The organism is Aequorivita sp. H23M31, assembly GCF_004022485.1.
GTDB classification, from domain to species: domain Bacteria; phylum Bacteroidota; class Bacteroidia; order Flavobacteriales; family Flavobacteriaceae; genus Aequorivita; species Aequorivita ciconiae.
Map to the genome: position 1 here is coordinate 2,530,539 of NZ_CP034951.1, position 21,141 is coordinate 2,551,679.

The 21,141-nt window shown below is 38.5% G+C and carries 21 protein-coding genes; 11 read left to right on the forward strand and 10 right to left on the reverse strand.

Translation table 11 applies throughout. The features are described 5' to 3' along the window. Positions 1-440: 440 nt before the first annotated feature. The 8 genes from EI546_RS11080 (at position 441) to EI546_RS11115 (ending at position 5,381) form a co-directional block, all read left to right on the forward strand. Entirely contained in the window at positions 441-1,262 is an 822-nt protein-coding gene (locus EI546_RS11080; RefSeq protein ID WP_164905227.1) for a transposase, read from the forward strand. 84 nt (positions 1,263-1,346) lie between these two features. After that, positions 1,347-1,625: a hypothetical protein gene (locus EI546_RS11085; protein WP_128250604.1), complete on the forward strand. Its 279-nt coding sequence runs from the start codon at positions 1,347-1,349 to the stop codon at positions 1,623-1,625. After that, positions 1,622-2,041 (forward strand): contact-dependent growth inhibition system immunity protein, encoded by a 420-nt coding sequence (locus EI546_RS11090; protein ID WP_164905228.1) that lies wholly within the window; start codon positions 1,622-1,624, stop codon positions 2,039-2,041. Before EI546_RS11085 ends, EI546_RS11090 begins: the two co-directional genes overlap by 4 nt. A 171-nt stretch (positions 2,042-2,212) precedes the next feature. Next, a complete protein-coding gene (locus tag EI546_RS11095; RefSeq protein WP_128250605.1) occupies positions 2,213-2,905 on the forward strand; it encodes a hypothetical protein in 693 nt (230 codons plus the stop codon). A 219-nt stretch (positions 2,906-3,124) separates the two neighbouring features. Next, positions 3,125-3,409 (forward strand): type II toxin-antitoxin system RelE/ParE family toxin, encoded by a 285-nt coding sequence (locus EI546_RS11100; protein ID WP_240673198.1) that lies wholly within the window; start codon positions 3,125-3,127, stop codon positions 3,407-3,409. 4 nt (positions 3,410-3,413) lie between these two features. Then, complete coding sequence (locus EI546_RS11105; RefSeq protein WP_128250606.1) at positions 3,414-3,734, forward strand: helix-turn-helix domain-containing protein; 321 nt, start codon at positions 3,414-3,416, stop codon at positions 3,732-3,734. Positions 3,735-3,836: 102 nt separating this feature from the next. Continuing rightward, entirely contained in the window at positions 3,837-4,118 is a 282-nt protein-coding gene (locus EI546_RS16500; RefSeq protein ID WP_240673100.1) for a helix-turn-helix domain-containing transcriptional regulator, read from the forward strand. Between the two features lie 66 nt (positions 4,119-4,184). Continuing rightward, a complete protein-coding gene (locus EI546_RS11115) occupies positions 4,185-5,381 on the forward strand; it encodes an IS256 family transposase (RefSeq protein ID WP_128248875.1) in 1,197 nt (398 codons plus the stop codon). Positions 5,382-5,497: 116 nt separating this feature from the next. Here EI546_RS11115 and EI546_RS11120 read toward each other — a convergent pair whose 3' ends face one another. The 3 genes from EI546_RS11120 to EI546_RS16505 form a co-directional block, all read right to left on the reverse strand. Beyond that, complete coding sequence (locus EI546_RS11120) at positions 5,498-7,351, reverse strand: GNAT family N-acyltransferase (RefSeq protein ID WP_128250607.1); 1,854 nt, start codon at positions 7,349-7,351, stop codon at positions 5,498-5,500. A gap of 48 nt (positions 7,352-7,399) precedes the next feature. After that, positions 7,400-8,653 carry an aspartate kinase gene (locus EI546_RS11125; RefSeq protein WP_128250608.1) on the reverse strand — a complete coding sequence of 418 codons (1,254 nt, stop codon included), beginning with the start codon at positions 8,651-8,653 and terminating at the stop codon, positions 7,400-7,402. Between the two features lie 175 nt (positions 8,654-8,828). Beyond that, positions 8,829-9,470, reverse strand: a complete 642-nt coding sequence (locus EI546_RS16505; protein WP_240673101.1) for a GNAT family N-acetyltransferase — start codon at positions 9,468-9,470, stop codon at positions 8,829-8,831. Positions 9,471-9,817: 347 nt separating this feature from the next. On the opposite strand from EI546_RS16505, the gene fbp reads away from it, so the two are divergent. The 3 genes from fbp to EI546_RS11145 all read left to right on the forward strand — a co-directional run bounded on the left by fbp (position 9,818) and on the right by EI546_RS11145 (position 14,460). Further along, positions 9,818-10,825, forward strand: a complete 1,008-nt coding sequence (gene fbp, locus EI546_RS11135) for a class 1 fructose-bisphosphatase (RefSeq protein WP_128250609.1) — start codon at positions 9,818-9,820, stop codon at positions 10,823-10,825. A 100-nt stretch (positions 10,826-10,925) separates the two neighbouring features. After that, positions 10,926-12,146 carry an OprO/OprP family phosphate-selective porin gene (locus tag EI546_RS11140; RefSeq protein ID WP_128250610.1) on the forward strand — a complete coding sequence of 407 codons (1,221 nt, stop codon included), beginning with the start codon at positions 10,926-10,928 and terminating at the stop codon, positions 12,144-12,146. Positions 12,147-12,216: 70 nt separating this feature from the next. Beyond that, positions 12,217-14,460, forward strand: coding sequence for an inorganic phosphate transporter (locus EI546_RS11145; RefSeq protein ID WP_128250611.1), 2,244 nt, complete (start codon positions 12,217-12,219; stop codon positions 14,458-14,460). A 44-nt stretch (positions 14,461-14,504) separates the two neighbouring features. On the opposite strand, the gene EI546_RS11150 is transcribed toward EI546_RS11145, so the two are convergent. From EI546_RS11150 to EI546_RS11180, 7 genes are all read right to left on the reverse strand, one after another. After that, positions 14,505-14,870 (reverse strand): acyl-CoA thioesterase, encoded by a 366-nt coding sequence (locus EI546_RS11150; protein ID WP_240673102.1) that lies wholly within the window; start codon positions 14,868-14,870, stop codon positions 14,505-14,507. A 26-nt stretch (positions 14,871-14,896) separates the two neighbouring features. Beyond that, on the reverse strand, positions 14,897-16,252 hold the full coding sequence (gene mgtE / locus EI546_RS11155) for a magnesium transporter (protein WP_128250613.1): 1,356 nt from the start codon (positions 16,250-16,252) through the stop codon (positions 14,897-14,899). Then, positions 16,227-17,066 carry a 16S rRNA (adenine(1518)-N(6)/adenine(1519)-N(6))-dimethyltransferase RsmA gene (gene rsmA, locus EI546_RS11160; protein WP_128250614.1) on the reverse strand — a complete coding sequence of 280 codons (840 nt, stop codon included), beginning with the start codon at positions 17,064-17,066 and terminating at the stop codon, positions 16,227-16,229. The genes mgtE and rsmA overlap by 26 nt, the downstream gene beginning before the upstream one ends. 88 nt (positions 17,067-17,154) lie before the next feature. Next, positions 17,155-17,526, reverse strand: a complete 372-nt coding sequence (locus EI546_RS11165; RefSeq protein WP_128250615.1) for a DUF4286 family protein — start codon at positions 17,524-17,526, stop codon at positions 17,155-17,157. Between the two features lie 145 nt (positions 17,527-17,671). Then, positions 17,672-19,453, reverse strand: a complete 1,782-nt coding sequence (locus EI546_RS11170; RefSeq protein WP_128250616.1) for a tetratricopeptide repeat protein — start codon at positions 19,451-19,453, stop codon at positions 17,672-17,674. 163 nt (positions 19,454-19,616) lie between these two features. Continuing rightward, entirely contained in the window at positions 19,617-20,219 is a 603-nt protein-coding gene (locus tag EI546_RS11175; protein ID WP_128250617.1) for a hypothetical protein, read from the reverse strand. Positions 20,220-20,469: 250 nt separating this feature from the next. Beyond that, positions 20,470-21,042: a DUF3109 family protein gene (locus EI546_RS11180; protein WP_128250618.1), complete on the reverse strand. Its 573-nt coding sequence runs from the start codon at positions 21,040-21,042 to the stop codon at positions 20,470-20,472. Between the last annotated feature and the right edge of the window lie 99 nt (positions 21,043-21,141).

The following is a 21,141-nucleotide window of genomic DNA, read 5'->3' on the forward strand; positions in this document are numbered from 1 at the left end:
CAATGCATAAACGCAATAGCGGGTAAGTCCTTAGCCCAAAAGTAATTTTATATATTTAAGGTCTGGTATAAATCGAAAAGTCAGTGCGCCAATCCCGCTACTGCGTTTATACGAGACGTCAGACTGCGCAATAACCTCCCTTTCTTGATAACTTTGTTGATTACCTTTTAGTGCATTGCCCAGATCGCATTAAGATATTGGCTATCTTGATGTTATGGAATTTATAACAGGATTTAATCGGGACCAATTGGTAATGATGGACTTTGAGTCTTGCGTAGGGCTGGAGTCCTGGGCGCGTACCGTTGATATGTTCGTGGATATCCTTCCTATGGAGGAACTGGGCTTTAGGGACGTGCTCAACTCCGAGGGAAGGCCTCCCTACCATTCGTCGGATATGCTCAAGCTCAAGGTCCGTAATCCTGCACCGCAACATCATCAACGTGGGCTATAACGTACTGGCAGGCTGCGATGCAAAGCACAAGCTATTTGTGAACAACGATACCGGGAGCGTGAACGATACCCATGCGCTCTCCCCAATGGCACTGGACGCCAAGGAACTCCTGGGCGTGGAAAGTATGGACATCCTTACCGATAAGGGATACACCACCGCCAAGCATCTGGATATCTGCACCAGGAACGGGATCACGCCCTATTCCTCACCCAAGGACCATTCTTCGCACCACAACGGACGCTATCCAATGGTCGATTTCAAGTATGATGGTATACAGGACACCTACACCTGTCCGGCGGATCAGGTACTGGCCACCAATGGAAGTATCTACGATAAGGCGGGCCACAAGGTCAAGCACTACAAGAACAGGGAGGCCTGCGGGGCATGTCCCGTCAGAGCGCTGTGCACCACAAACAAGAACGGGCGCTTTATAGAGCGCTCCATTTACCAGGAGGCTCTGGACGAGAACCAAAAAAGAGTGGAAGCAAGACCAGAATATTATAGGCTCAGGCAACAGGTAACCGAGCACCAGTTTGGGACACTGAAAAGGCAATGGGGTTTTACCCATACATTGATGAGGGGGAAACAAAATGTACTCTCCGAGGTTAACCTGATGATGATCTGTTATAACCTCACCCGGCTTGTATCCATTCTGGGCCCAGAGGTATTGAAAAACAGGCTGAAAAGGCTTGTGCCCGGATTTTCGGCCCTATTTGAAGCGGTTTGGGCCCACATGAACAGCTTTCTTTTACCACCCAATACCTATCCAAATTTTAAACCTACAAGAAATACAGTCCTAACGGCTCTCTAAATAGCAATTGATTCATTAGTTTTAATCCGAATTGAGTTGATGCACAGACTCACGTTGTGCACAAGCTCAAAAAACCGATAATAAATGGAACATTATAGACTTGAATTTAGTGAAGATCAACAATGGTTAAGATTAGACAACTATAGTCATCCAGCAAACACCAACGGATTCATAACTGTAATGGAAAAATGTACCGACAGAGAATGTCATATTTTCGAAGCCTTTTTGACAAGAAGTGATGGAATATTATTAGGCGATTCGAAAATTAAGTATCGAAATGTGGACGTCTTGGAAGCAGTTCAAGAATTAGAGACATTTCTTAAAACTCTATCAGAATACAATCTATCCATTTCATCTAAATGAATATTCAAAATAAATCTTTGGAGGAATTAGAAAATGATTATTGGGATGAAGAAATTGAATTCCCTTCTGACCTTGTAATTAAATGTCATAAATATCGAAAAATACCGATTAAGAACTTAACAATTGAACACTTAAGACTTCTGATTTCCCAACAAATCGGAACGGAATATTTAATCGGAATTGCACTCGAAAAACTCGAACAGAATATATTGACTGAAGGCGATTTTTACGAAGGTGATTTACTTATATCTGTTTCAAGTTTACCAACGGAATTTTGGGCTGAAAAACAAAATAAATTTCGGACTTATAAAAGTTTAGTAGAACGGAATTCTGAATTGATAAAGACCGAACTCGGTTTAAAGAAATTTGACCAAATTAATGAAAACATAAAAGCCAGTGCACAACAATGGCTATAAGCAATGCGGGATAAGTGCCAAATCCAGAAGCAGTTGTAAATTTACGAAGTCGCCAAAACTTTTTGGCGATTTGAATAATAAGAAACTAAAGAACAAAAGTTTTGGCTTATTGCGAGTCCGAAAATGAATGCATTTTTGCCCCGCACTGCTCATAGCCGTACAATTAAAAAAATGAAGAAAAACGAAAAAGACTTACTTATTTGGCTTCTTATTTTGGCAATAGTTTTTATTGTTTTAATCAAATTTGTATTAGCGGATATAACCGAAATATTAGATAAAGGAAGTGAGTTTGGAGAGATTATATATAATTTAAGTTTAGCATATATTTCGAGTTATATATTTTATCAAATTGTAGTAGCAATTCCTCAAAAAAGAAATGAAAAAAACATTCACGAAAGCACAAGTTTTATATCATATGGAATTATTCATAGTGGAAGTAGAATAGTTAAACCAAAAAAATCACAGGAAGCCTATTTGGATATTACTGATTCAGCAAATGAAATTAGTGAGTCTGAATTTGAAAACATTTGTAAATCAATTGGTTTATATGACACATTTGACTTCAAATGGACTAAAAGCGAAATCAGTCAAATCACTTACTTGGAGCATTTTAAAAAAACAAGAAAGAAAATAATAGAGAACAAATCTGAATTATTTGCTTTTATGCCTCATTTAGAAACTGAACATATTAAATTAATTAATGAAATTGTTCAAAGTCCATTTATATCTATGGGACATCACTATTTAGAAAATGAAAAAATATTAGATAAGAAAGAAAAATTGGATTTTATGTTTCCAATGCTTTTTGACTTTTACACTAAAATCAGAAGATTAAATAAGTATATGAACGGAATAAAACTGTAGCCAACACCGTATATAATCCATTGCTAGTACTGGCTTACTTACGAAAACCCTCGCGGATTTTCTATCTGTTTTTTATTTGCTAACTTTCGTGCTTATACACGCCACTTATCATATACAAACACGTTGTGCGTCAGCTGAAAAAAAATCCCCTCTTCATTAAAAAGTTGCGAAATTTAGCAACTTACTGTAACAATATTTTTAGAAAGTGCTGATGATTTTATAAAAAATCTCGACGCCAAAACCCGAAAGAAAGTATTTTATAATGTAAGATTAGCTGAAAAATCAAATGACCCCAAACTTTTCAAAAAGTTAACAGATGAGATATGGGAATTTAGAATCCCATTTTCAAACAAACAAATAAGATTGCTGGCTTTTTGGGATAAAAGAAAAAGTGAGGACACTTTAGTAATTGCAACAAATGGCTTTATAATAAAAACACAGAAAACCCCAAAAGCTGATATTAATAAAGCCAAAAAAATAATGAGTGAATACCTAAAAGATTAAAATTATGGCAAAATTGAAAGCATATAGCTTATCCGAAATGGAAGATAAATATATAGGAAAGAAAGGAACAAAAGAAAGAGATGAGTATGAATATGAATTGCGTATGGATTTGTTGGGACGTATGATAAGAACAACTCGAAAAGAACGCAACTTGACTCAAGAAGAATTGGGAGAATTGGTTGGCGTCAATAAATCTCAAATATCCAAACTTGAGAACAATGCAAATAGTGCCAGAATTGAAACGATAATAAGAGTATTCAAAGCATTAAAAGCAGAAATTCAATTCAACGTAAAACTTGAAGACAATAGAATTGAAATAGCGTAAAGCCGAACGCACAACAAGGCATAAACGCAATAGCGGGTAAGTGCAAAACCTAAAAGTAATTTTATAAATTTAAGGTCTGATATAAAAAATTAAATATAGAAAATGGGAACTTCAAGATTTGAAATAGCAGATTATTTGGACAGTAAAGAAATGATTGCGGAATACCTCAATACAGTTTTCGAAGAAGGAAATAAGGCAGATATAATTAATGCAATCTCCAATCAAATTATTTCGGAAAATCCAGAATATGGGGAAAAGGAATTTGACGGAATGTTTGTCATTAGGGATAAAGAAAGAAAAACAAATTGGTTTAAGCATTATGATGCTTTGGTTTTTATTTCAGATGGAGAAGAGGCGGGACTATCTCATAAAGTGTGTAAATAATAAAATAGCGGGGGCCGGCCCCCGCTATTTTATTATTTAGTTTTTAATCTTTAACTTTTACACATTATGAAGAAAGACGATTTAATTTCAGATGATTTTCTGAAGCAGTTCAAGACCCACGAGGAGCTCAGCGATTTTTTAAAGCAGATCCAGAAACGTGGGATCGAAAAGATGCTCGAAGGTGAGCTCGACGGCCACCTAGATTACGACAAACACCAGAGGTCCAATGGAGGCAACTCGCGCAACGGGCACTCCCGGAAGAAAATAAAAACCTCCTTTGGCGAATCCGAGATTGCCGTTCCCAGAGACCGTGAGGCCTCCTTCAACCCTATGATCGTGCCCAAGCGGGGCAATATGGTCGATGGCCTTGAGAACGTCATCGTGTCACTCTATGCCAAGGGAATGAGCAACAGCGATATTGAGGAGCAGATACGTGAGGTCTATGATTTTGATGTGTCCACCTCGACCATATCCAGGATCACGGAAAAAATATCGGGCGATATAGTTGCCTGGCAGAACCGTCCCTTGGAGCCGGTCTACTTGATTGTCTGGATGGATGGCATCGTATTCAAGGTCCGCGAGAACTCCAAGGTTATAAACAAGACCATCTACATAGCCGTTGGCCTGCGCAGGGACGGTAAAAAAGAGGTCTTGGGGCTATGGCTTGGCAAGAACGAATCAGCAGCTTTCTGGATGAGCGTATTGACCGATATAAGGGCGCGCGGCACAGAAGACATCCTTATCACGGCCACCGATAACCTCAATGGTTTTACGGATACGATCAAGAACGTGTTCCCCGAGTCCAAGACCCAGATATGCGTGGTACACCAGATACGCAATGCCTGCAGGTACGTCGTATGGAAGGATAAAAAAGCCTTTACCGCAGATATGAAGCATATCTATAACGCCCCAAACCAGGAGGCCGCCAAGATGGCCCTAGAGGATTTTGCCCAAAAATGGAACGATAAATATTCCTATGCCATCAAGAGCTGGCGCGACAACTGGGAAGAGCTCACAGTGTTCTATGAGTTCCCGTTGGAGATACGCAAGATCATCTATACCACGAACCTTATCGAGAACCTGAACGGGAAGATAAGAAAGTACACCAAGAACAAACTTTCCTTCCCAACGGACGATGCCGTGATGAAATCCGTATATTTGGCAGTAAGGGAAGCCACCAAAAAATGGACAATGCCCGTCAGGAACTGGGGCATTATATTAAACCAGTTCCTAACGATCTATGAAAAAAGGGTCAGACTCTAAAAAAGTCCAACCCCTGTTATTTTAAACTTACACACTTAACGGGATAGTGTCAAGAAGTTTTCCACTGCTATTCAGAAACTGGATTATCAACCCAAATCAACGATAATAAGAAACCATTATTCTAGATTCGCATTATCCTTGGGCCCTTCAAGCGGATTAGTTTCATTCTCAGGGGCTCCGGAATATTTCTTTTCCAATTCTGCCTGAAACTCCTCCATCACAGGTTTCACCGTGCTTTCGGGAAGATCTGCAATGCGAATATACATTAGCCCATCAATGGCATTGTTAAAAAGAGGATCAACGTTAAAGGCGATTACCTTGGCATTTTGTTTAATATACTTTTTGATGAGTACAGGAATACGAAGACTTCCCGGTTCTACCTCATCTATAATTTTATCAAATTTATTAAGGTCCGCTGCACTTTCGTCAAAAATAAAATCCTTGTCCGCATCCTTTAATTTCACTTTATACTCCTTCTTCGGGTTTACGTATTGCGCTACATAAGGATCGTAATAATTCGATTTCATAAACTCGATCATCAGACTTTTGGAAAATTCCGAAAACTTATTACTGATGCTCACTCCTCCAATTAAATAGCGATGTTCAGGAAATCTTAATGTGGTATGAACGATTCCCTTCCAAAGTAAGAATAATGGCATTGGGCGCTGTTGGTATTCTTTAATGATAAATGCTCGTCCCATTTCAATGGATTCGCTCATCATTTCATACAATTCCGGCTCAAACCTAAAAAGATCCTGGAGGTAGAATCCATTGATTCCATAACGCGGAAAAATTTCTGATCCCAGACCCATTCGGTAGGCACCTGCCATTTTTTGGGCTTCATTATCCCATAAAAACATGTGATGATAATAACTATCAAACTTGTCGAGATCGGTGCTATTGTTGGTTCCCTCACCTACTTCACGAAAAGTTATTTCACGCAGCCTGCCTATTTCTTCAAGCAAATAAGGAATGGAATCTGCCTTCGATAAAAACACTTCGTAATTTTTACTTACTAAAAGACGTTTATCCGTTTCTCTCAGATTTTCAATTTCCCTTTCCATCTCCTTCAAGGGAATAGGTCCGGCAATTTTCTTTGGTGGTTTTGGAAATTTTAAAGTTTTTGGGATGTTATCCAATAATTTTTTCTTCTGAAAAGGATTTGCAAGCATATACGTTTTACGGCGTATAAATTGCGTAAAACCAAGAAGAGAAGTATGCTCTTTTTGATCATCTACGGAAATGGGATTCCCGATTCTAACTTTTATCAAACGCTCTTTTTGCGTTAAAAGTTCCGAAGGCAATTTTGCAGTACGCAACGTATCGCTTATTTTCGCCAAGCGATAGAACATTTTACTGTTTTTGGCGTGAAAGTATATTGGCACCACGGGAACGGCTGCTTTTTGCACCAATTTCATTGCGGCTTCTTCCCATTTTTTATCTACCAATAACCGGCCTTCCTTACTGGTTGAAACCTCCCCCGCGGGAAAAACTCCTAAGGGATGGCCTTCACGCAGATGTGAAATAGCAGTTTTAAATCCGGTGATACTGGACTTAACATCTTTTCTTTCCTCGAACGGATTTACCGGCATCACGTATGGCTTTAACGGCTCAATACGGTGGAGTAAGAAATTGGCTATTATTTTAAAATCGGGCCGATGCTCCAGTAGTATTTTTAAGAGAATAATTCCATCTATTCCTCCCAACGGATGGTTGGAAACGGTTATAAAAGCTCCCGTTTTGGGTATTCTTCGCAGATCTTCTTCGGGGATTTCAAATTTTACTTCAAACTCCTCCAAAAGCGCATTTATGAAATCAAGATCGGATAGATGCTTTTGTCTATCGTAAATTTTATTGAGGGTGCTGATGTTTAAAATTTGCATCAAGGACCAGCCAACAAACGTGCCCATAAAGCCCAATTTATCTAAATTGATAGCTTTTGCAACTTCCTTTGCGTTGACTAATCCCATAAATAGTGAAGGTTTATAAGTGAACAAATATAAGGAAACCTATCGACTCTATTCCTTAATAACGAGTTGCACGGTTTCTTGGGTTTCCTGCTTTAGGAGAATCTGTTTATTTTCTCGAAGTGCCTTTACTTCAATTGGATCGAAATGGCGAATGGTGTAAAGAGTTACATTCTCATTCCATTTAACACTGAATTTTTCCCGAAGCTTTTTTAGCAAAGCTTCCAGATTACCAAATTTATCACTTATACAAACCGAGAAACTGATGGCGGAGTTTTGGATAAGCTCTACCTTCATTTTGTATTGGTGCAACCATTTAAAAACATCGCCAATATGGTCCTCCATCATAAAGCTGAAATCCAGGGATGAAAGTGAAATCAGGACAAGGTCTTTTTTCAGAATAAAACAGGAAATATTGGGCTCCAATGCAACTCCTTCGCCTACGCAAGTCCCATTCTCCAAAGGTGAAAGAAACGATTTTACATATAGGGGAATTCCCTTTCTCTGTAAGGGTTGAAGTGTTTTGGGATGGATAACGGAAGCTCCATAAAATGCCAGTTCTATTGCTTCACGATACGAAATCTTGGAAAGTAATTGGGTCTGGGTAAAATATCTCGGGTCTGCATTGAGTACTCCGGGAACATCCTTCCAAATTGTAACACTTTCGGCATTTAGACAATAAGCGAAAATAGCGGCAGTATAATCACTTCCCTCCCGACCTAAAGTAGTGGTGAAATTATTGACACTTTCCGCTCCTATAAAGCCTTGGGTAATGGTGATTCCTGTGGGATTTACATTTTTAGATATCTTCTGTTCGGTTATTTCCCAATCCACTCGGGCATCCCGGAAATTATCATCCGTTTTTATACAGTGCCTGCCATCGAGCCAAGTATTGTCAATCCCATTTTCCGAAAAATAAATAGAAATTATTTTTGAGGAAATTATCTCCCCATAAGAAACCACTTGATCGTAAACAAAAGCGTGGTTATCAGATTTATTGTTTTTTAGAAAATGTGTCAATTCTGAAAAGAGTGCATCCACTTCAGAAAAAATTGAATGCGAACTACCCGGAAAAAGTTCTTTTAAAATTTCGAAATGGTAATCATAAACATGCTTTAGGGAATGCTGAAAAGTTGCATTTGTTAGATAATCACTTACTACATATTCCAAAGCATTGGTAATCTTTCCCATTGCCGAAATTACCACAACCAGATCCTTTTCCTCCGCTTGGTTGATTACCGATAACACATTTTTTACATTATCAGCATCCTTAGTTGATGCCCCTCCAAATTTGAAAACCTTCATTATTTATATAATATTGTAAATCCAAAAACCACCACGAATTCACGAATGTAGGCTTTTGTTCTGTCTAATTTCTCGTTTGAAAGCAGAAAAAAAAGTTCAACGAACTTTTCAGGAATTAATGCATTATAATTATTCGTGCATTTCCGAAAAAAAATCAGGACCGGCTGTATTCCCTCTATTTTTCAATATAATCCCGTAATCCCTTTTCATCCATATGTACCACGCGCCAATCTTTCATAAGTTTCGCGCCGCTGCGCTCGTAAAAACGGATTGCACCTTCATTCCAATCGAGCACATCCCAAGCTACTCGTTTTAAACCACGGTCATAAGCATATTCCATTACTTTTCTATAAAGTGCTTCTCCAATGCCCTTTCCTCTTTCGGATTCCTTCACTATCAAATCCTCCAAATGCAAAATTCGTCCTTTCCAAGTTGAAAAACGAAAATAAACCAATGCAGCGCCTACAATTTCGGGGGCGGCATGTAGGTTGTTGAACGAAGTGGAAGCATTTGTATCTAACGGACCCGAAGCACCTGTGCTGAGCGGAGCCGAAGCACCTGTGCTGAGCGGAGCCGAAGCACCTGTGCTGAGCGGAGCCGAAGCACCTGTGCTGAGCGGAGCCGAAGCACTTGTGCTGAGCGGAGCCGAAGCATCAGCAACAAAACACGTAAAAAGCGCATTCTCCCCCAAACCTTCTTTTTCAAGTGTTTCCACATTTATTTCAACAGCATTCGGTTCGTTTTCAAAGATTGCCAGCTCTGTTATAAGCTCTAAAATTTGTGGAAAATCTTCTTTTGTGGCTTCTCTTATTTGCATTGTGCTAAACTTTAGTTGGTCTCCCCAGCCCCCCGAAGGAGAGAATGATAAATTGGTTAATAATTTTTGAAAATCAATTTTTAATTTGAATACTTCGATTTCGGTTTCTCCCCCCGACCCCTAAAGGGGAGAATAGCGATCTGGTTTTATAATTCAGGAAGATCAATTTTTAATTTGAATACTTCGATTTCAGTTTCACTTTCCACCCCGTTCCCGAGCGGAGACTAGCGACGATTTTATTTCGTTTATATCCTTCATTTTCCGCTCTTTTCAAGAATCACTTACAAATATCGGTTCAATTTCTTAAAAATCATGATATTTGCAAGAAATTCAGGACATCTGTAATCATGGCAAAAATCAACCAATCTCTCGGCGAATTTATTATTGAAAACCAAAGTGAGTTTAAGTACTCTTCTGGCGAGCTTTCAAGACTTATCAATTCCATTCGGCTGGCGGCAAAAGTTGTAAACCATAAGGTAAACAAGGCGGGATTGATAGATATTCTGGGCGCTGCCGGAGATCAGAATATCCAAGGGGAGGACCAGCAAAAGCTCGATGTATTTGCCAATGAGATGTTTATAAACACGCTTACCAATCGGGAAATTGTTTGTGGTATTGCGAGCGAAGAAGAAGATGATTTTATCACTATTAAAGGCAGAAATGAGAAAAACGACAACAAATATGTAGTGTTGATAGATCCTTTGGATGGTTCTTCAAACATAGATGTTAATGTTTCCGTAGGTACAATTTTTTCTGTCTATAGACGAATAACCCCTTCCGGGACTCCAGTTACCATTGAGGATTTTTTACAACGAGGAATTAATCAAGTGGCAGCAGGCTATATAGTTTACGGTACTTCTACCATGATTGTTTATACTACAGGTCATGGTGTAAATGGATTTACCTTAAATCCAGCCATTGGCACCTATTACCTTTCTCATCCAAATATGTGTTTTCCTGAAACTGGCTCTATATACTCTGTCAACGAAGGGAATTATGTAATGTTCCCACAGGGTGTTAAGGACTACATCAAATACTGTCAGGAAGAAGCTGAAGATAGACCTTACACTTCTCGCTACATTGGATCCTTGGTTTCGGATTTTCATAGGAATATGATCAAAGGCGGAATCTATATCTACCCAAACACTTCCAAAAATCCAAACGGAAAATTGCGTCTTTTATATGAATGCAATCCTATGGCGATGATTGCGGAACAAGCCGGAGGAAAAGCCAGCGACGGATTTAATCGAATTTTAGAGATTGATCCTACCTCACTTCACCAACGAGTTCCGTTTTTCTGCGGAACCACTTCCATGGTAGAAAAAGCGGAGGAATTTATGCAAAAAGCAAAATAGCGTAATATTCTCTTCAACGGAAATAAGATTTAACCTTAAGGAAACATTCGGAAATTCAAAATATCGGTTATTTGCATAACTAACCATTCAGTTTCTCGAAATGTTCAATTGGAAAGTTTTAATCTTCATTCTATTTATAGGATGCACCCATTTGTATTCACAAGAAGACATTTCTCCTACATCTACTTCCTTCAATTTTAAATGGGAAAATGGTTTTAAACTCAAAAGAGAAGACGGTCTTTTTTCCTTAAATTTTGGTGGATACTTTTTTATCGACCATGCTTATCTTCAGCAAAATTCAGAACTTTCAGATCATTATGGTCTTTTGGATGTAAAAAGTAGAACCGAAATTAGAAGTGCCCGATTGTATTTTTCCGGAAATGTTTATGGAAACACCAATTTCAAGTTTCAAGTAGATTTTGCTGGCGATAAAGTTGTATTAAAGGATGTTTATATCGGGATAAGCGATATTCCAGTGATTGGTAATTTCCGAATTGGCCACTTTAAAGAACCCTTCCGTTTATCAGCTCTTACAAGTAGTAGGAATTTGATCTTTATGGAGCCAAGTTCAAATATCTATTTTGCGCAATCACGAAACCATGGAGCTATGCTGTTTAATGATTTTTTGAACAAACAGCTTTCAGTTCAAATTGGTGCTTTCAGAAATGCAAATAATAACAGAAATTATGCTTTGGAAGAGGATGGATATGTCGTAGATGGACGAGTTACAGGAATTCCTCTAAGAAATAATGATAAAAAACAATTATTACATCTTGGTGCTGCTTATAGTTACAGAAATCCCAGCAGTAGGGAATATAAGGTTTCCCTTTCGCCGGGTTCGCATTTAGCCGAAAAATACGTCAGTAACCTAATAGATTCAGTAGAAAAAATAGATTTGGTAAATTTTGAAACTGCTTATGTCCACGGACCATTTTCCATTCAAGCTGAATATCTCAATGCCTCGATCACTACACTTGGTAATCACTTGAACTTTTCAAATTACTATGCCGAACTTAGTTATTTTTTAACTGGGGAAAGTAGAAACTATCAAGGCTCTTATGAAGGTTTTGGAAGAATAACTCCCAAGAAAAACTTCGGAAGTACTCAAAATGGTTCTGGAGCTTGGGAAATCGCCCTTAAATATTCGAAAACAGATTTGGATGATGGGATAATTATCCCTGGTAAAGAATCACAGTGGGCTGCAGGAATCAATTGGTACCTCAATCCCGTAACCCGAGTGATGGTAAATTACGTTAGGGCCAATATCGAAGATAAAGGAAGTTTGAATGTGGTACAGGCGAGATTTCAGCTAGAATTCTAGTTTATTCTTAATATTGAGGTAACATAACATTTAAATTTAAACGTGACATTTGTCCCATACTTAATGTAATATGGAAAATATTTACTTATTAATGATTGTAGCTCTTGTAGCGCTCTCCATCGTAAACTTGGTAGTGGGCGTTAGCAATGATGCAGTCAACTTTTTAAACTCTGCCATTGGTTCCAAGGCGATTTCCGTTAGAACTATTCTTATAATAGCAAGTTTGGGGATTTTTATTGGTGCCAGTTTCTCCAGTGGAATGATGGAGGTGGCCCGAAGCGGAATCTTCCATCCCTCAAAATTTCATTTTGATGAGGTCATGATCATTTTTATGGCCGTAATGATAACGAATATCTTATTACTCGACTTTTTTAATACCATAGGATTACCTACTTCCACAACCATATCGATAGTTTTCGGCCTTTTGGGTGCAGCGGTGATAATGGCATTAATAAAGATTGGAAACTCGGATACAGAAGGATTTTCTTCCTTAATATCCTATATAAATGCTGATAAGGTACCCGAAATTATTTTATGGATCATTCTCTCCGTGGTAATAGCTTTTTCGGCAGGTATTATAGTACAATATTTATCTAGGCTGTTGTTTACATTTCAATCTGAAAAGCAGATGAAATATTTTGGAGCCATGTTTGGCGGTGTGGCATTGACCTCTATTAGTTATTTTATCTTTATTAAAGGATTAAAGGGAACTCCCTTTCAAGGTACATTCGAAAGTCTTTTGGAAACCAATATCTGGATTCTTTTAAGTGTAGGATTTATTTTTTGGACCATTTTCTCCCAGCTTTTTATTCTCATTTTCAAAAAGAATATACTGATTATAGTAATAGCTGCGGGTACTTTTGGTTTAGCTCTAGCCTTTGCAGGGAACGACCTTGTTAACTTTATTGGGGTTCCTATGGCAGCTTATCATAGCTATGCAGATTGGTCCGTTTCAGGTGCGGATCCATCACAATACTTAATGTTAAGCTTAAATGAAGCTGTACCAGCTGAGCCTCTTTTGCTTTTTGGAGCGGGTATTATTATGGTGCTTACCTTATGGTTTTCTAAAAAATCCCGAGGTGTTTCTGAAACTGAAATAAATCTTGGCCGCCAAGGGGAAGGGAAAGAAAAGTTTGAGCCAAATATGCTATCGCGGATTTTGGTAAAGACAACTACCCAGATTGCTGCTTATGTTAACTATTTACTCCCAGATGCTCTCGGCAAGAAAATAGATAAGCGTTTTGAAAAACCAGTTATAGTATTACCCCGTGATAAAACTTACGAACTTCCCGCTTTTGATTTAATAAGGGCATCCATTAACCTAATGGTGGCGGGAATACTTATATCAATTGCCACTTCCAAGCAATTACCGTTATCCACAACCTATGTTACTTTTATGGTGGCCATGGGTACTTCCTTGGCGGATAGAGCTTGGGGACGCGAAAGTGCTGTTTACCGAGTTGCGGGTGTTTTAAAAGTCATTGGTGGATGGTTTTTTACCGCATTTGTGGCATTTGCAGCATCGGGAGTTCTTACGTATTTGATATATATAGGAAGAGGTGCCATGATAGGGGTGTTATTGTTATTAGCTATTCTTTTATTGGTCCGTAACTATATTTCTCACAAAAACAAGACAAAAATTAAATTGGACAAAAGCGGCCTTAAGAAGACCGAGAGTAAAACCGTTCAAGGAATTATTCGTGAAAGTGCGGAGAACATTAGCAACGTCGTTTCTCGCTCAAATAAAATTTATACCGATATGCTCCGTGGACTTGCAAAACAGGACACCAAGAAACTGAAAAAGAGCAAAAAGGGTGTAAAGAAATTGAATGATGAGGTAGAGGAATTGAGGGACAATATTTTCTATTTTATTAAAAATCTGGATGAAACCAGTGTACGCGGAAGTAATTTCTATATTATAATCCTTGGGTATTTGACGGATGTGGTGCAATCGTTGGAATTTATCTCGAAAGCCAGTTACAAGCACGTTAACAATAACCACAAGGCACTGCGTTTTAACCAGATAAAAGATCTTCAGGAAATTGACAGGCTTTTGGAAGAGCTTTTAAACGAGATAGAAGACATTTTCCATAAAAAGGAATTCCAGCGAATTGGAAGAATATTAGCCAACAAGGATGAAATTTTTAACAGTCTTTCACAGAAAATCGAAAAGCAAGTTGCTCGAACCCGAACTGAGGAATCGAGTCCAAAGAATACCACCTTGTATTTCAGTTTATTATTGGAAACCAAGGATTTGGTTACCGCTTTAATGAACTTGATGCAGGAATATTATTCAAGTTATAAAAAGACCTAGGCTTCAGAAGAAATATAGCGACCCGTAGTTTTAAGCCACCTCAATCAAACAAAGAGATCAGCGACTTTTTGGGGTATAATTATTGGTTTGCGCGTGGTTCCATCTAAGAGACACCACTGAGTTTTGGCCTCAACCAAGGTCTTGTTGTCTGCGATTCTTATTATTCGATAGCAACGCTCACTTCGCACTCCTTTATGGGAATGGATCCAGGTCTGGACTTCAATTTCTTCTCCTAAAAAAGCAGGATTTTTATATGAAATATTGTGGTTAAGGACCACCCAGACATATTGTTCACGAAGTTCGGCATCAGTTTTTGCCAGCCAATGTGCCTCCGCAGCCTCTAAGCACCACTGAAGATAGGTAATGTTGTTCACGTGCCCCAAGCCATCGATTGCTGATTCGGGTACCACAAAGCGAAATGTAAATTTTTCCGAACTCAAAATCCCAGTATCAATTTTGCGATTAGAAAATAGGTAAAAATTCCGAAAACGTCATTACTGGTGGTAATAAACGGACCTGTGGCAACCGCCGGATCGATCCCCTTTTTATAAAGAAACAGCGGAATTAAATTACCAACAATTGCTGCAATAATTATTACGGTGATAATGGCAATCCCGATACTTAAAGATTCTAAATAACTGGTATAAAAAACGAAATGGCTGATCAATAAAACTATAATGGCTATCGAAATCCCATTTACCAATGCTACGGTAGTTTCTCTGATTATCCTTGCAAATAGTTTTCCCTTTAATGTATCATTCGCCAAGCCTTGCACAATGATAGCGCTAGATTGTACGCCCACATTTCCGGCAGTCGCCTGAATTAAAGGAACGAAAATAAGCAGCTTGGGAAAATCGTTAAGGATAATTTCAAAATTTGAGATAATTGTTGCAGCGCCTAAACCTCCCATCATCCCGATTAGTAACCAGGGCAGGCGCGCCTTTGTCTGCTTAAAAAGTCCATCATCTGCCTCTACATCCTGACTAATACCTGCGGCAAGCTGATAATCTCTTTCGGCCTCTTCTTTTATATAATCTACAATATCATCAATAGTAATCCTTCCCACCAAAATCCCATTATCATCAACAACCGGAATGGCTTCCAAATCGTACTTCTGCATCACCCTGGCAACTTCATTGGCTTCCGTATGGACATTCACGTAATCTACCTTGGGTATATAAATTTCGCTTATATGGGTGCGTTCGTGAGCAGTAAGTAAATCCTTTAAGGAAAGTCTGCCCTTTAGTTTTCCTGCCTTATCGGTTACATAGATGGAATGGACTCGGGTTACGTTCTCGGCCTGCCGACGCATTTCACGGACACAACCGGCAACGGTCCAGGTTTCCTTGACGCGCACCAACTCCTTTGCCATCAGACCTCCTGCAGTATCCTCATCGTACCGCAAAAGATCTACAATATCCGCCGCATGCGAGGGATCCTCAATCTGGTCTATTACCTGCTTTTGGATATGGTCATCGAGTTCCGCAATAATATCAGCGGCATCATCGGTGTCCATTTCATTCAACTCGAAGGCTATTTCAGAAGGAGTAAGATTGTCCAGAATCTGCTCGCGCAGTTCATCGTCCAGCTCAATCAATATTTCACTGGTTACCTCACTATCGAGCAACTTAACGATATAGGTAGCTTCATCTGAATCCAATTCTCCCAAGAGCTCGGCAATATCGGCGAAGTGATATTCCTGAAGTAAAGTAGTTAATGCCTCATCATTCCTATCTTCAATCAGTTTTTCAACTTGCTCTATAAATTCATTGGTCAGTTGAAATCGTATCATTTTCTAGTTTTTGAGTGAGCGCGATAAATTCGGAAACCGAGAGTTGTTCAGGGCGTTTGCCAAAGATAATGTCTTCTTTTATGCTATTGGATAGCCCAAAGGATTTTAAACTATTTCTTAACGTTTTACGCCTTTGCTGAAAGGCGGTCTTAACTACACGAAAGAAAAACTTTTCATCACAAGGAATGGAATAATCTGCTTTTCTTTTTAACCGGATCACCCCACTATCCACTTTTGGTGGCGGATTAAATACCGCGGGTGGAACGGTAAAAAGGTATTCTGCTTCATAGAACGCTTGGGTCAAAAGTGAAAGAATACCATAGGCTTTACTTCCTTCTTTTTCACAAATACGTTGCGCCACCTCCTTTTGGAACATTCCCGTAAACTCAGGTATCCTTTCTTTATTTTCCAACATTTTAAAGACAATCTGTGTGGAGATATTATAGGGGAAATTTCCAGTTATGGCGAATTGCTCCTTTCCAAAAATTTGCGATAAATCATATTTTAAGAAGTCGGCTTCGAGAATTTCCAGATTTTCATTTGGATAATTTCCCTTTAAATACTTGATGGATTCACTATCGAGGTCCATCGCAATTACGTTTACCTCTTTCTTAATAAGATATTTTGTCAATACGCCCATTCCCGGTCCTATTTCCAAAACATTAGTATAGCCATCCAAACTTAAAGTATCGCCTATTCTTTCAGCAATAATTTCATCTTTAAGAAAATGTTGCCCAAGATGTTTTTTGGCACGTATTTCTCCGTTATTGGATTTCGAAGAATTGTAGTCTTTCTTTGTGTTTTTTTGTGCCATTTATTTTTAATTTCTCCTATGTGCGTATTATGTCTTCGGGGTAAAAGAACCACAGAGCCCCAGAGGTCACAGAGTTTTTAAATTATTCTCATTTATCTGAAGTATTACTCCCTCCCTTTGGGAAAGTCGGGGTGGGATTGAAAAGTTCATTATGCGCCTCGCCGATAACTTCCAGTTCAGTTCTAAAGGCTACAAACTTCCCTTCAAATGGTTTGCTCTGACTCCTAAGTCCATCTGCATCTTCTGCATAATATTTCTGAAGCGTTTCTTTGCTATCGGTTGTATATTGAACAGAATAGGTTTTACCTCCCATCTCTTCTTCAATCACAACCCTCGTCATCAAGGCTTTCATGAATTTTCCGGTAGCCAACATGGCAGGAATATGCTCTTTTACCATCCAAGCCAACCAACGGTCGTGAACAGATTCGTCTATGTTTATGGTTACGTTGTAGATATACATTTAAAGGGGTTTTGATTTATGGTTTTCAAGTATTATAGTTGCGGAAATATTTACAACAAATACACGAATATTTTTTACTGCAAACTGCAAACTGAATACTGCTACTTTTCTTCCTGGTTTTATTTCTTGTCAAGCGTCTAGCGACTCAATTAATAGCATCCCCTCTCAGCATTCTAAACCGTTTTCGTGCATCAACAAAATAAATACTGTCGGCGTGATTAAAAATAATTTGCTCATAATGCTCTTTAGCCTTATCTGGCTGATCCAATTTGGTTTCATATAGTCGGGCTAATCGATACTGGGCGTCATCTGCCAAAATATCATCATTGTAAAACTCAATGATTTTTAAATAATTGTCCACAGCTTTGGAATATTCACCCATCATCTCATAGATTTCCCCTTGTTTAAGCCAAGCTTCATCTTCAATGGATTCTCCTTTGTGGTTGGTAAGTATGTCATCTAATGCCGAAATAGCCTCTGTATTCCGTTCTTGGAAAGCGAGTAGGTCGGCACGGGCATATTTTTTTAATGCCGTTTGGGTAGAATCTTCCAGACTGTTATCCCTAATGAGCAAACTGAGTTCCATGGCGTCATTTGCCATTAATTGGGATGTAGATTTCTTTAAGACATCCAACTGCACCTGCGCCCATTCAAAATCTCCTTTGAAATAGCTGGTCTGTGCAACTTTGAATCTCGCCTCCTGAGCTAGGACATCACTCTGTACTTTTTTTTGAATCTGGGAATAATAAATAAGAGCCGCGTTAAATTTTTCGTCGAAAACCAAAATATCCGCTAGTTCCATTTTAACCCGAGCCTCTTGATAACTTGTCAGTTTTGTTTTTGCCAAGGCTTTTAGATTGGCAATTGCCAAGTCCTTTTTGTTGTTTTTGAAAGCAAGAAAATGATTGTAGTCTATTTGAAGTTCATAGGTCTCTTGCCCGCTTCCGAATTCGCTTAGAAGTGTTTCAAATTTTTTCTCTATCTCTGCATTTTGTTTAGGGGAAGCGGTTTCAACTTCCATCTTCATCAGGATTTGATTCGCCCTTAATCTATTCTGTACGGTAGAAGAATTTTCAATAATAAAATTCACAATTTCCCTTCCCGTAACATAGTCTTCGTCATTGATCACGATGGAGGCCAAATCGAAAATATTGTTTAGATCCTCATCCATCCGCTTATAAATTGCTTTTTCCTGTGTAAATGCTTTTTTGTATTCCTTCTGTTGGATAAAAAGCCAGCTAAGCAATTCATTATAAAGAGTTTCCGGATTTTCTTGTGAGCGACGCAATAATGTTTTTCTAAGAATGGAATTGGCTTCGTTATTAGGGTCTTCCGTGATATAAAGACTAAAATATCGTTGGGCCGTACTTTTAAATCCTCGGTTTTTCTCAACAATATCGAGATAACTCTCGAACATTTTCTCAAATTTGCCCTGCTCTCCATAAATCTGTGCAAGCTGCATACTGAAATCCATTTTGCCGTTTAATTGCATGGCTCTTGAATATGCCGCTATAGCTTCATCCAAGAGACTATATTGTTCAAATGCATTTCCAATATTATATCCAAAATTGGGGTTGGTCTCTATTTCCTCCAAAGCCCGATCGTAACTTTCTTTTGCAAGATCCGTTTTGTTCTGTAAAGAGTAGTTATGTCCAAGTTCCACATATAATTGGGGGAAATTTCTAGATCCGGTTAACTTTTCTTTTAGCAGCCGTTCAGCTTCAGAAAAATTCTCGAGTTGTTGATTACTCTTTACCCAGCCCATAAAATAATCAAGGCGATAAGGGTTTTGTATGCTTAGCTTTTCAAATACATGAAGAGCCTTTTCGAACTCCCCTTGTTCAAAATAATTTTTGGCCAAGGCATCACTCTGCGAAAAGCCCGTGGCCACGCTCAATAATAAGAAAAGTGTAAAAAATATGCGCATGGTGTAAATATAAGCAAATGACCCGTTCACAATAGTGTTCTAAAGCTTTTTATCATAATCAAGGCCGCAAAACTTAAGGGTAACCTTGTTTTAAAAAAAAGGAGCTGCGTTTATGCAGCTCCTTGATTCCAACTTGAAATAATTTAATTAATAATAGGAAATTTTATCCCAGGTCTTCCATATCCAGTTCATCAATTGCCTCCCACATTTCATCAGGATCCATATTCTTTCCATTTGCCTCCAAATAAAACCGGTTGTTAGACATTAACTGAATGGTACTTGAACTATTATCCTTTTTAAATTCCTCTATTGCTTTCTGACCTTTTCTGGTTAGTGAACGGCGTGTACTATACTCATCTTCCTCTTCCATATCTTGAGTGAGTATAATTCGCATTCCGGCAGTCATTCCTGCACCCATTTCACCCGCACCATCAATTACGCTGATTGAAAACTGTTTCGACTTATCTTCATTTGTATATGTTGCCGAAATTGAGGCCACTCCCATGAGTCCAGTTTCTCCTGCCTTAAAACTTATCCGTTTCATCCCATTTATCTCATCTGGCAACCAAGTTTTAAACTCTTTATTTGTAAGAGGTTCAATTTCGGACAAATCCTTTAGATCTTCTTGCATCCTATTCATTTCCTTGACCGCATTTGTTGTATTTGAGACTGTATTTCTTGTCTCCTTAATTTTCTTGGTTACCGGATTGTCTTTACATCCCAAGAGAGCTAAAACAGCCATCAACGTTAATAAGCGCTTTTTCATAATTATTTAAATTTATTTGGTTTAGCTTACTAATGTAATGAAAATCAGCTGAAAGAGAAAAAGGAAGCGTACAATTGTAAAGCTAGCGGAAGTTCAAAAATTGAATAGATCAAACTAGATATTTCAATCGTGAAAAGAAAATAGAGAAGAAAATTTAAAAATTTCTTCAGTAAATATAGTTTCTTCTGAAATATAGCCGGAACGAACCTAGAGCTATTCTAAAAAGAAATTATTGAAGGAAATCTAAGAATTAAGAGGATTGCATTTGAGCGGCCACCTTTTCAAGCTCAACATACCAATTTTCACCAAATTTTCGAATAAGAGCCGTTTTTACAAACTTATAAATGGGAACTTGAAGTTCTTTGCCCAAGGCACAAGCAGGATCGCAAATAGACCAGCGATGATAGTTTACGGCAGCAAACTCACTATATTCCTGAACTCGCACTGGATATAAATGGCAGGAAACAGGTTTTTGAAAATCGATTGCCCCAGCATTATATGCATCCTCAATCCCACAAGTTGCGATTCCGTCCTTGGTAAAAGTTACGTAGGCACATTCCTTTCCTTCCACTAGTGGAGTTTCCATTTCGCCCCATTCTGTCTCAATGTGCGTTCCCTGTTCTTCAATTGCCGCCACCCCTTCAGGTCGAAGAAAGGGCTTAACTTTCGGATAGATTTCCTTAAGAATACCAACTTCATCAGCAGTAACCGGAGCGCCCGCTTCTCCCTCGATACAGCAAGCACCTTTGCAAGCGTTAAGATTGCACACAAAATCCTTTTCGATTATATCTTCGGAGACTATTGTTTTTCCAAGCTGAAACATCCAGCAAAGATAATTTCTTTGCCGACATTATTCCGAAGAAATTATACATTTATTAACTAGCAGGAAATCAAATACAACCAATAATATTTCCTACTTTTG

Excerpts from the sequence above, each read along its gene's own strand:
- EI546_RS11085 (WP_128250604.1), top strand. The coding sequence starts at position 1,347 with ATGGAACATTATAGACTTGAATTTAGTGAAGATCAACAATGGTTAAGA.
- EI546_RS11090 (WP_164905228.1), top strand. The coding sequence starts at position 1,622 with ATGAATATTCAAAATAAATCTTTGGAGGAATTAGAAAATGATTATTGG.
- EI546_RS11095 (WP_128250605.1), top strand. The coding sequence starts at position 2,213 with ATGAAGAAAAACGAAAAAGACTTACTTATTTGGCTTCTTATTTTGGCA.
- EI546_RS11105 (WP_128250606.1), top strand. The coding sequence starts at position 3,414 with ATGGCAAAATTGAAAGCATATAGCTTATCCGAAATGGAAGATAAATAT.
- EI546_RS16500 (WP_240673100.1), top strand. The coding sequence starts at position 3,837 with ATGGGAACTTCAAGATTTGAAATAGCAGATTATTTGGACAGTAAAGAA.
- EI546_RS11115 (WP_128248875.1), top strand. The coding sequence starts at position 4,185 with ATGAAGAAAGACGATTTAATTTCAGATGATTTTCTGAAGCAGTTCAAG.
- EI546_RS11120 (WP_128250607.1), bottom strand. The coding sequence starts at position 7,351 with ATGGGATTAGTCAACGCAAAGGAAGTTGCAAAAGCTATCAATTTAGAT.
- EI546_RS11125 (WP_128250608.1), bottom strand. The coding sequence starts at position 8,653 with ATGAAGGTTTTCAAATTTGGAGGGGCATCAACTAAGGATGCTGATAAT.
- EI546_RS16505 (WP_240673101.1), bottom strand. The coding sequence starts at position 9,470 with ATGCAAATAAGAGAAGCCACAAAAGAAGATTTTCCACAAATTTTAGAG.
- fbp (WP_128250609.1), top strand. The coding sequence starts at position 9,818 with ATGGCAAAAATCAACCAATCTCTCGGCGAATTTATTATTGAAAACCAA.
- EI546_RS11140 (WP_128250610.1), top strand. The coding sequence starts at position 10,926 with ATGTTCAATTGGAAAGTTTTAATCTTCATTCTATTTATAGGATGCACC.
- EI546_RS11145 (WP_128250611.1), top strand. The coding sequence starts at position 12,217 with ATGGAAAATATTTACTTATTAATGATTGTAGCTCTTGTAGCGCTCTCC.
- mgtE (WP_128250613.1), bottom strand. The coding sequence starts at position 16,252 with ATGATACGATTTCAACTGACCAATGAATTTATAGAGCAAGTTGAAAAA.
- rsmA (WP_128250614.1), bottom strand. The coding sequence starts at position 17,066 with ATGGCACAAAAAAACACAAAGAAAGACTACAATTCTTCGAAATCCAAT.
- EI546_RS11165 (WP_128250615.1), bottom strand. The coding sequence starts at position 17,526 with ATGTATATCTACAACGTAACCATAAACATAGACGAATCTGTTCACGAC.
- EI546_RS11170 (WP_128250616.1), bottom strand. The coding sequence starts at position 19,453 with ATGCGCATATTTTTTACACTTTTCTTATTATTGAGCGTGGCCACGGGC.
- EI546_RS11175 (WP_128250617.1), bottom strand. The coding sequence starts at position 20,219 with ATGAAAAAGCGCTTATTAACGTTGATGGCTGTTTTAGCTCTCTTGGGA.
- EI546_RS11180 (WP_128250618.1), bottom strand. The coding sequence starts at position 21,042 with ATGTTTCAGCTTGGAAAAACAATAGTCTCCGAAGATATAATCGAAAAG.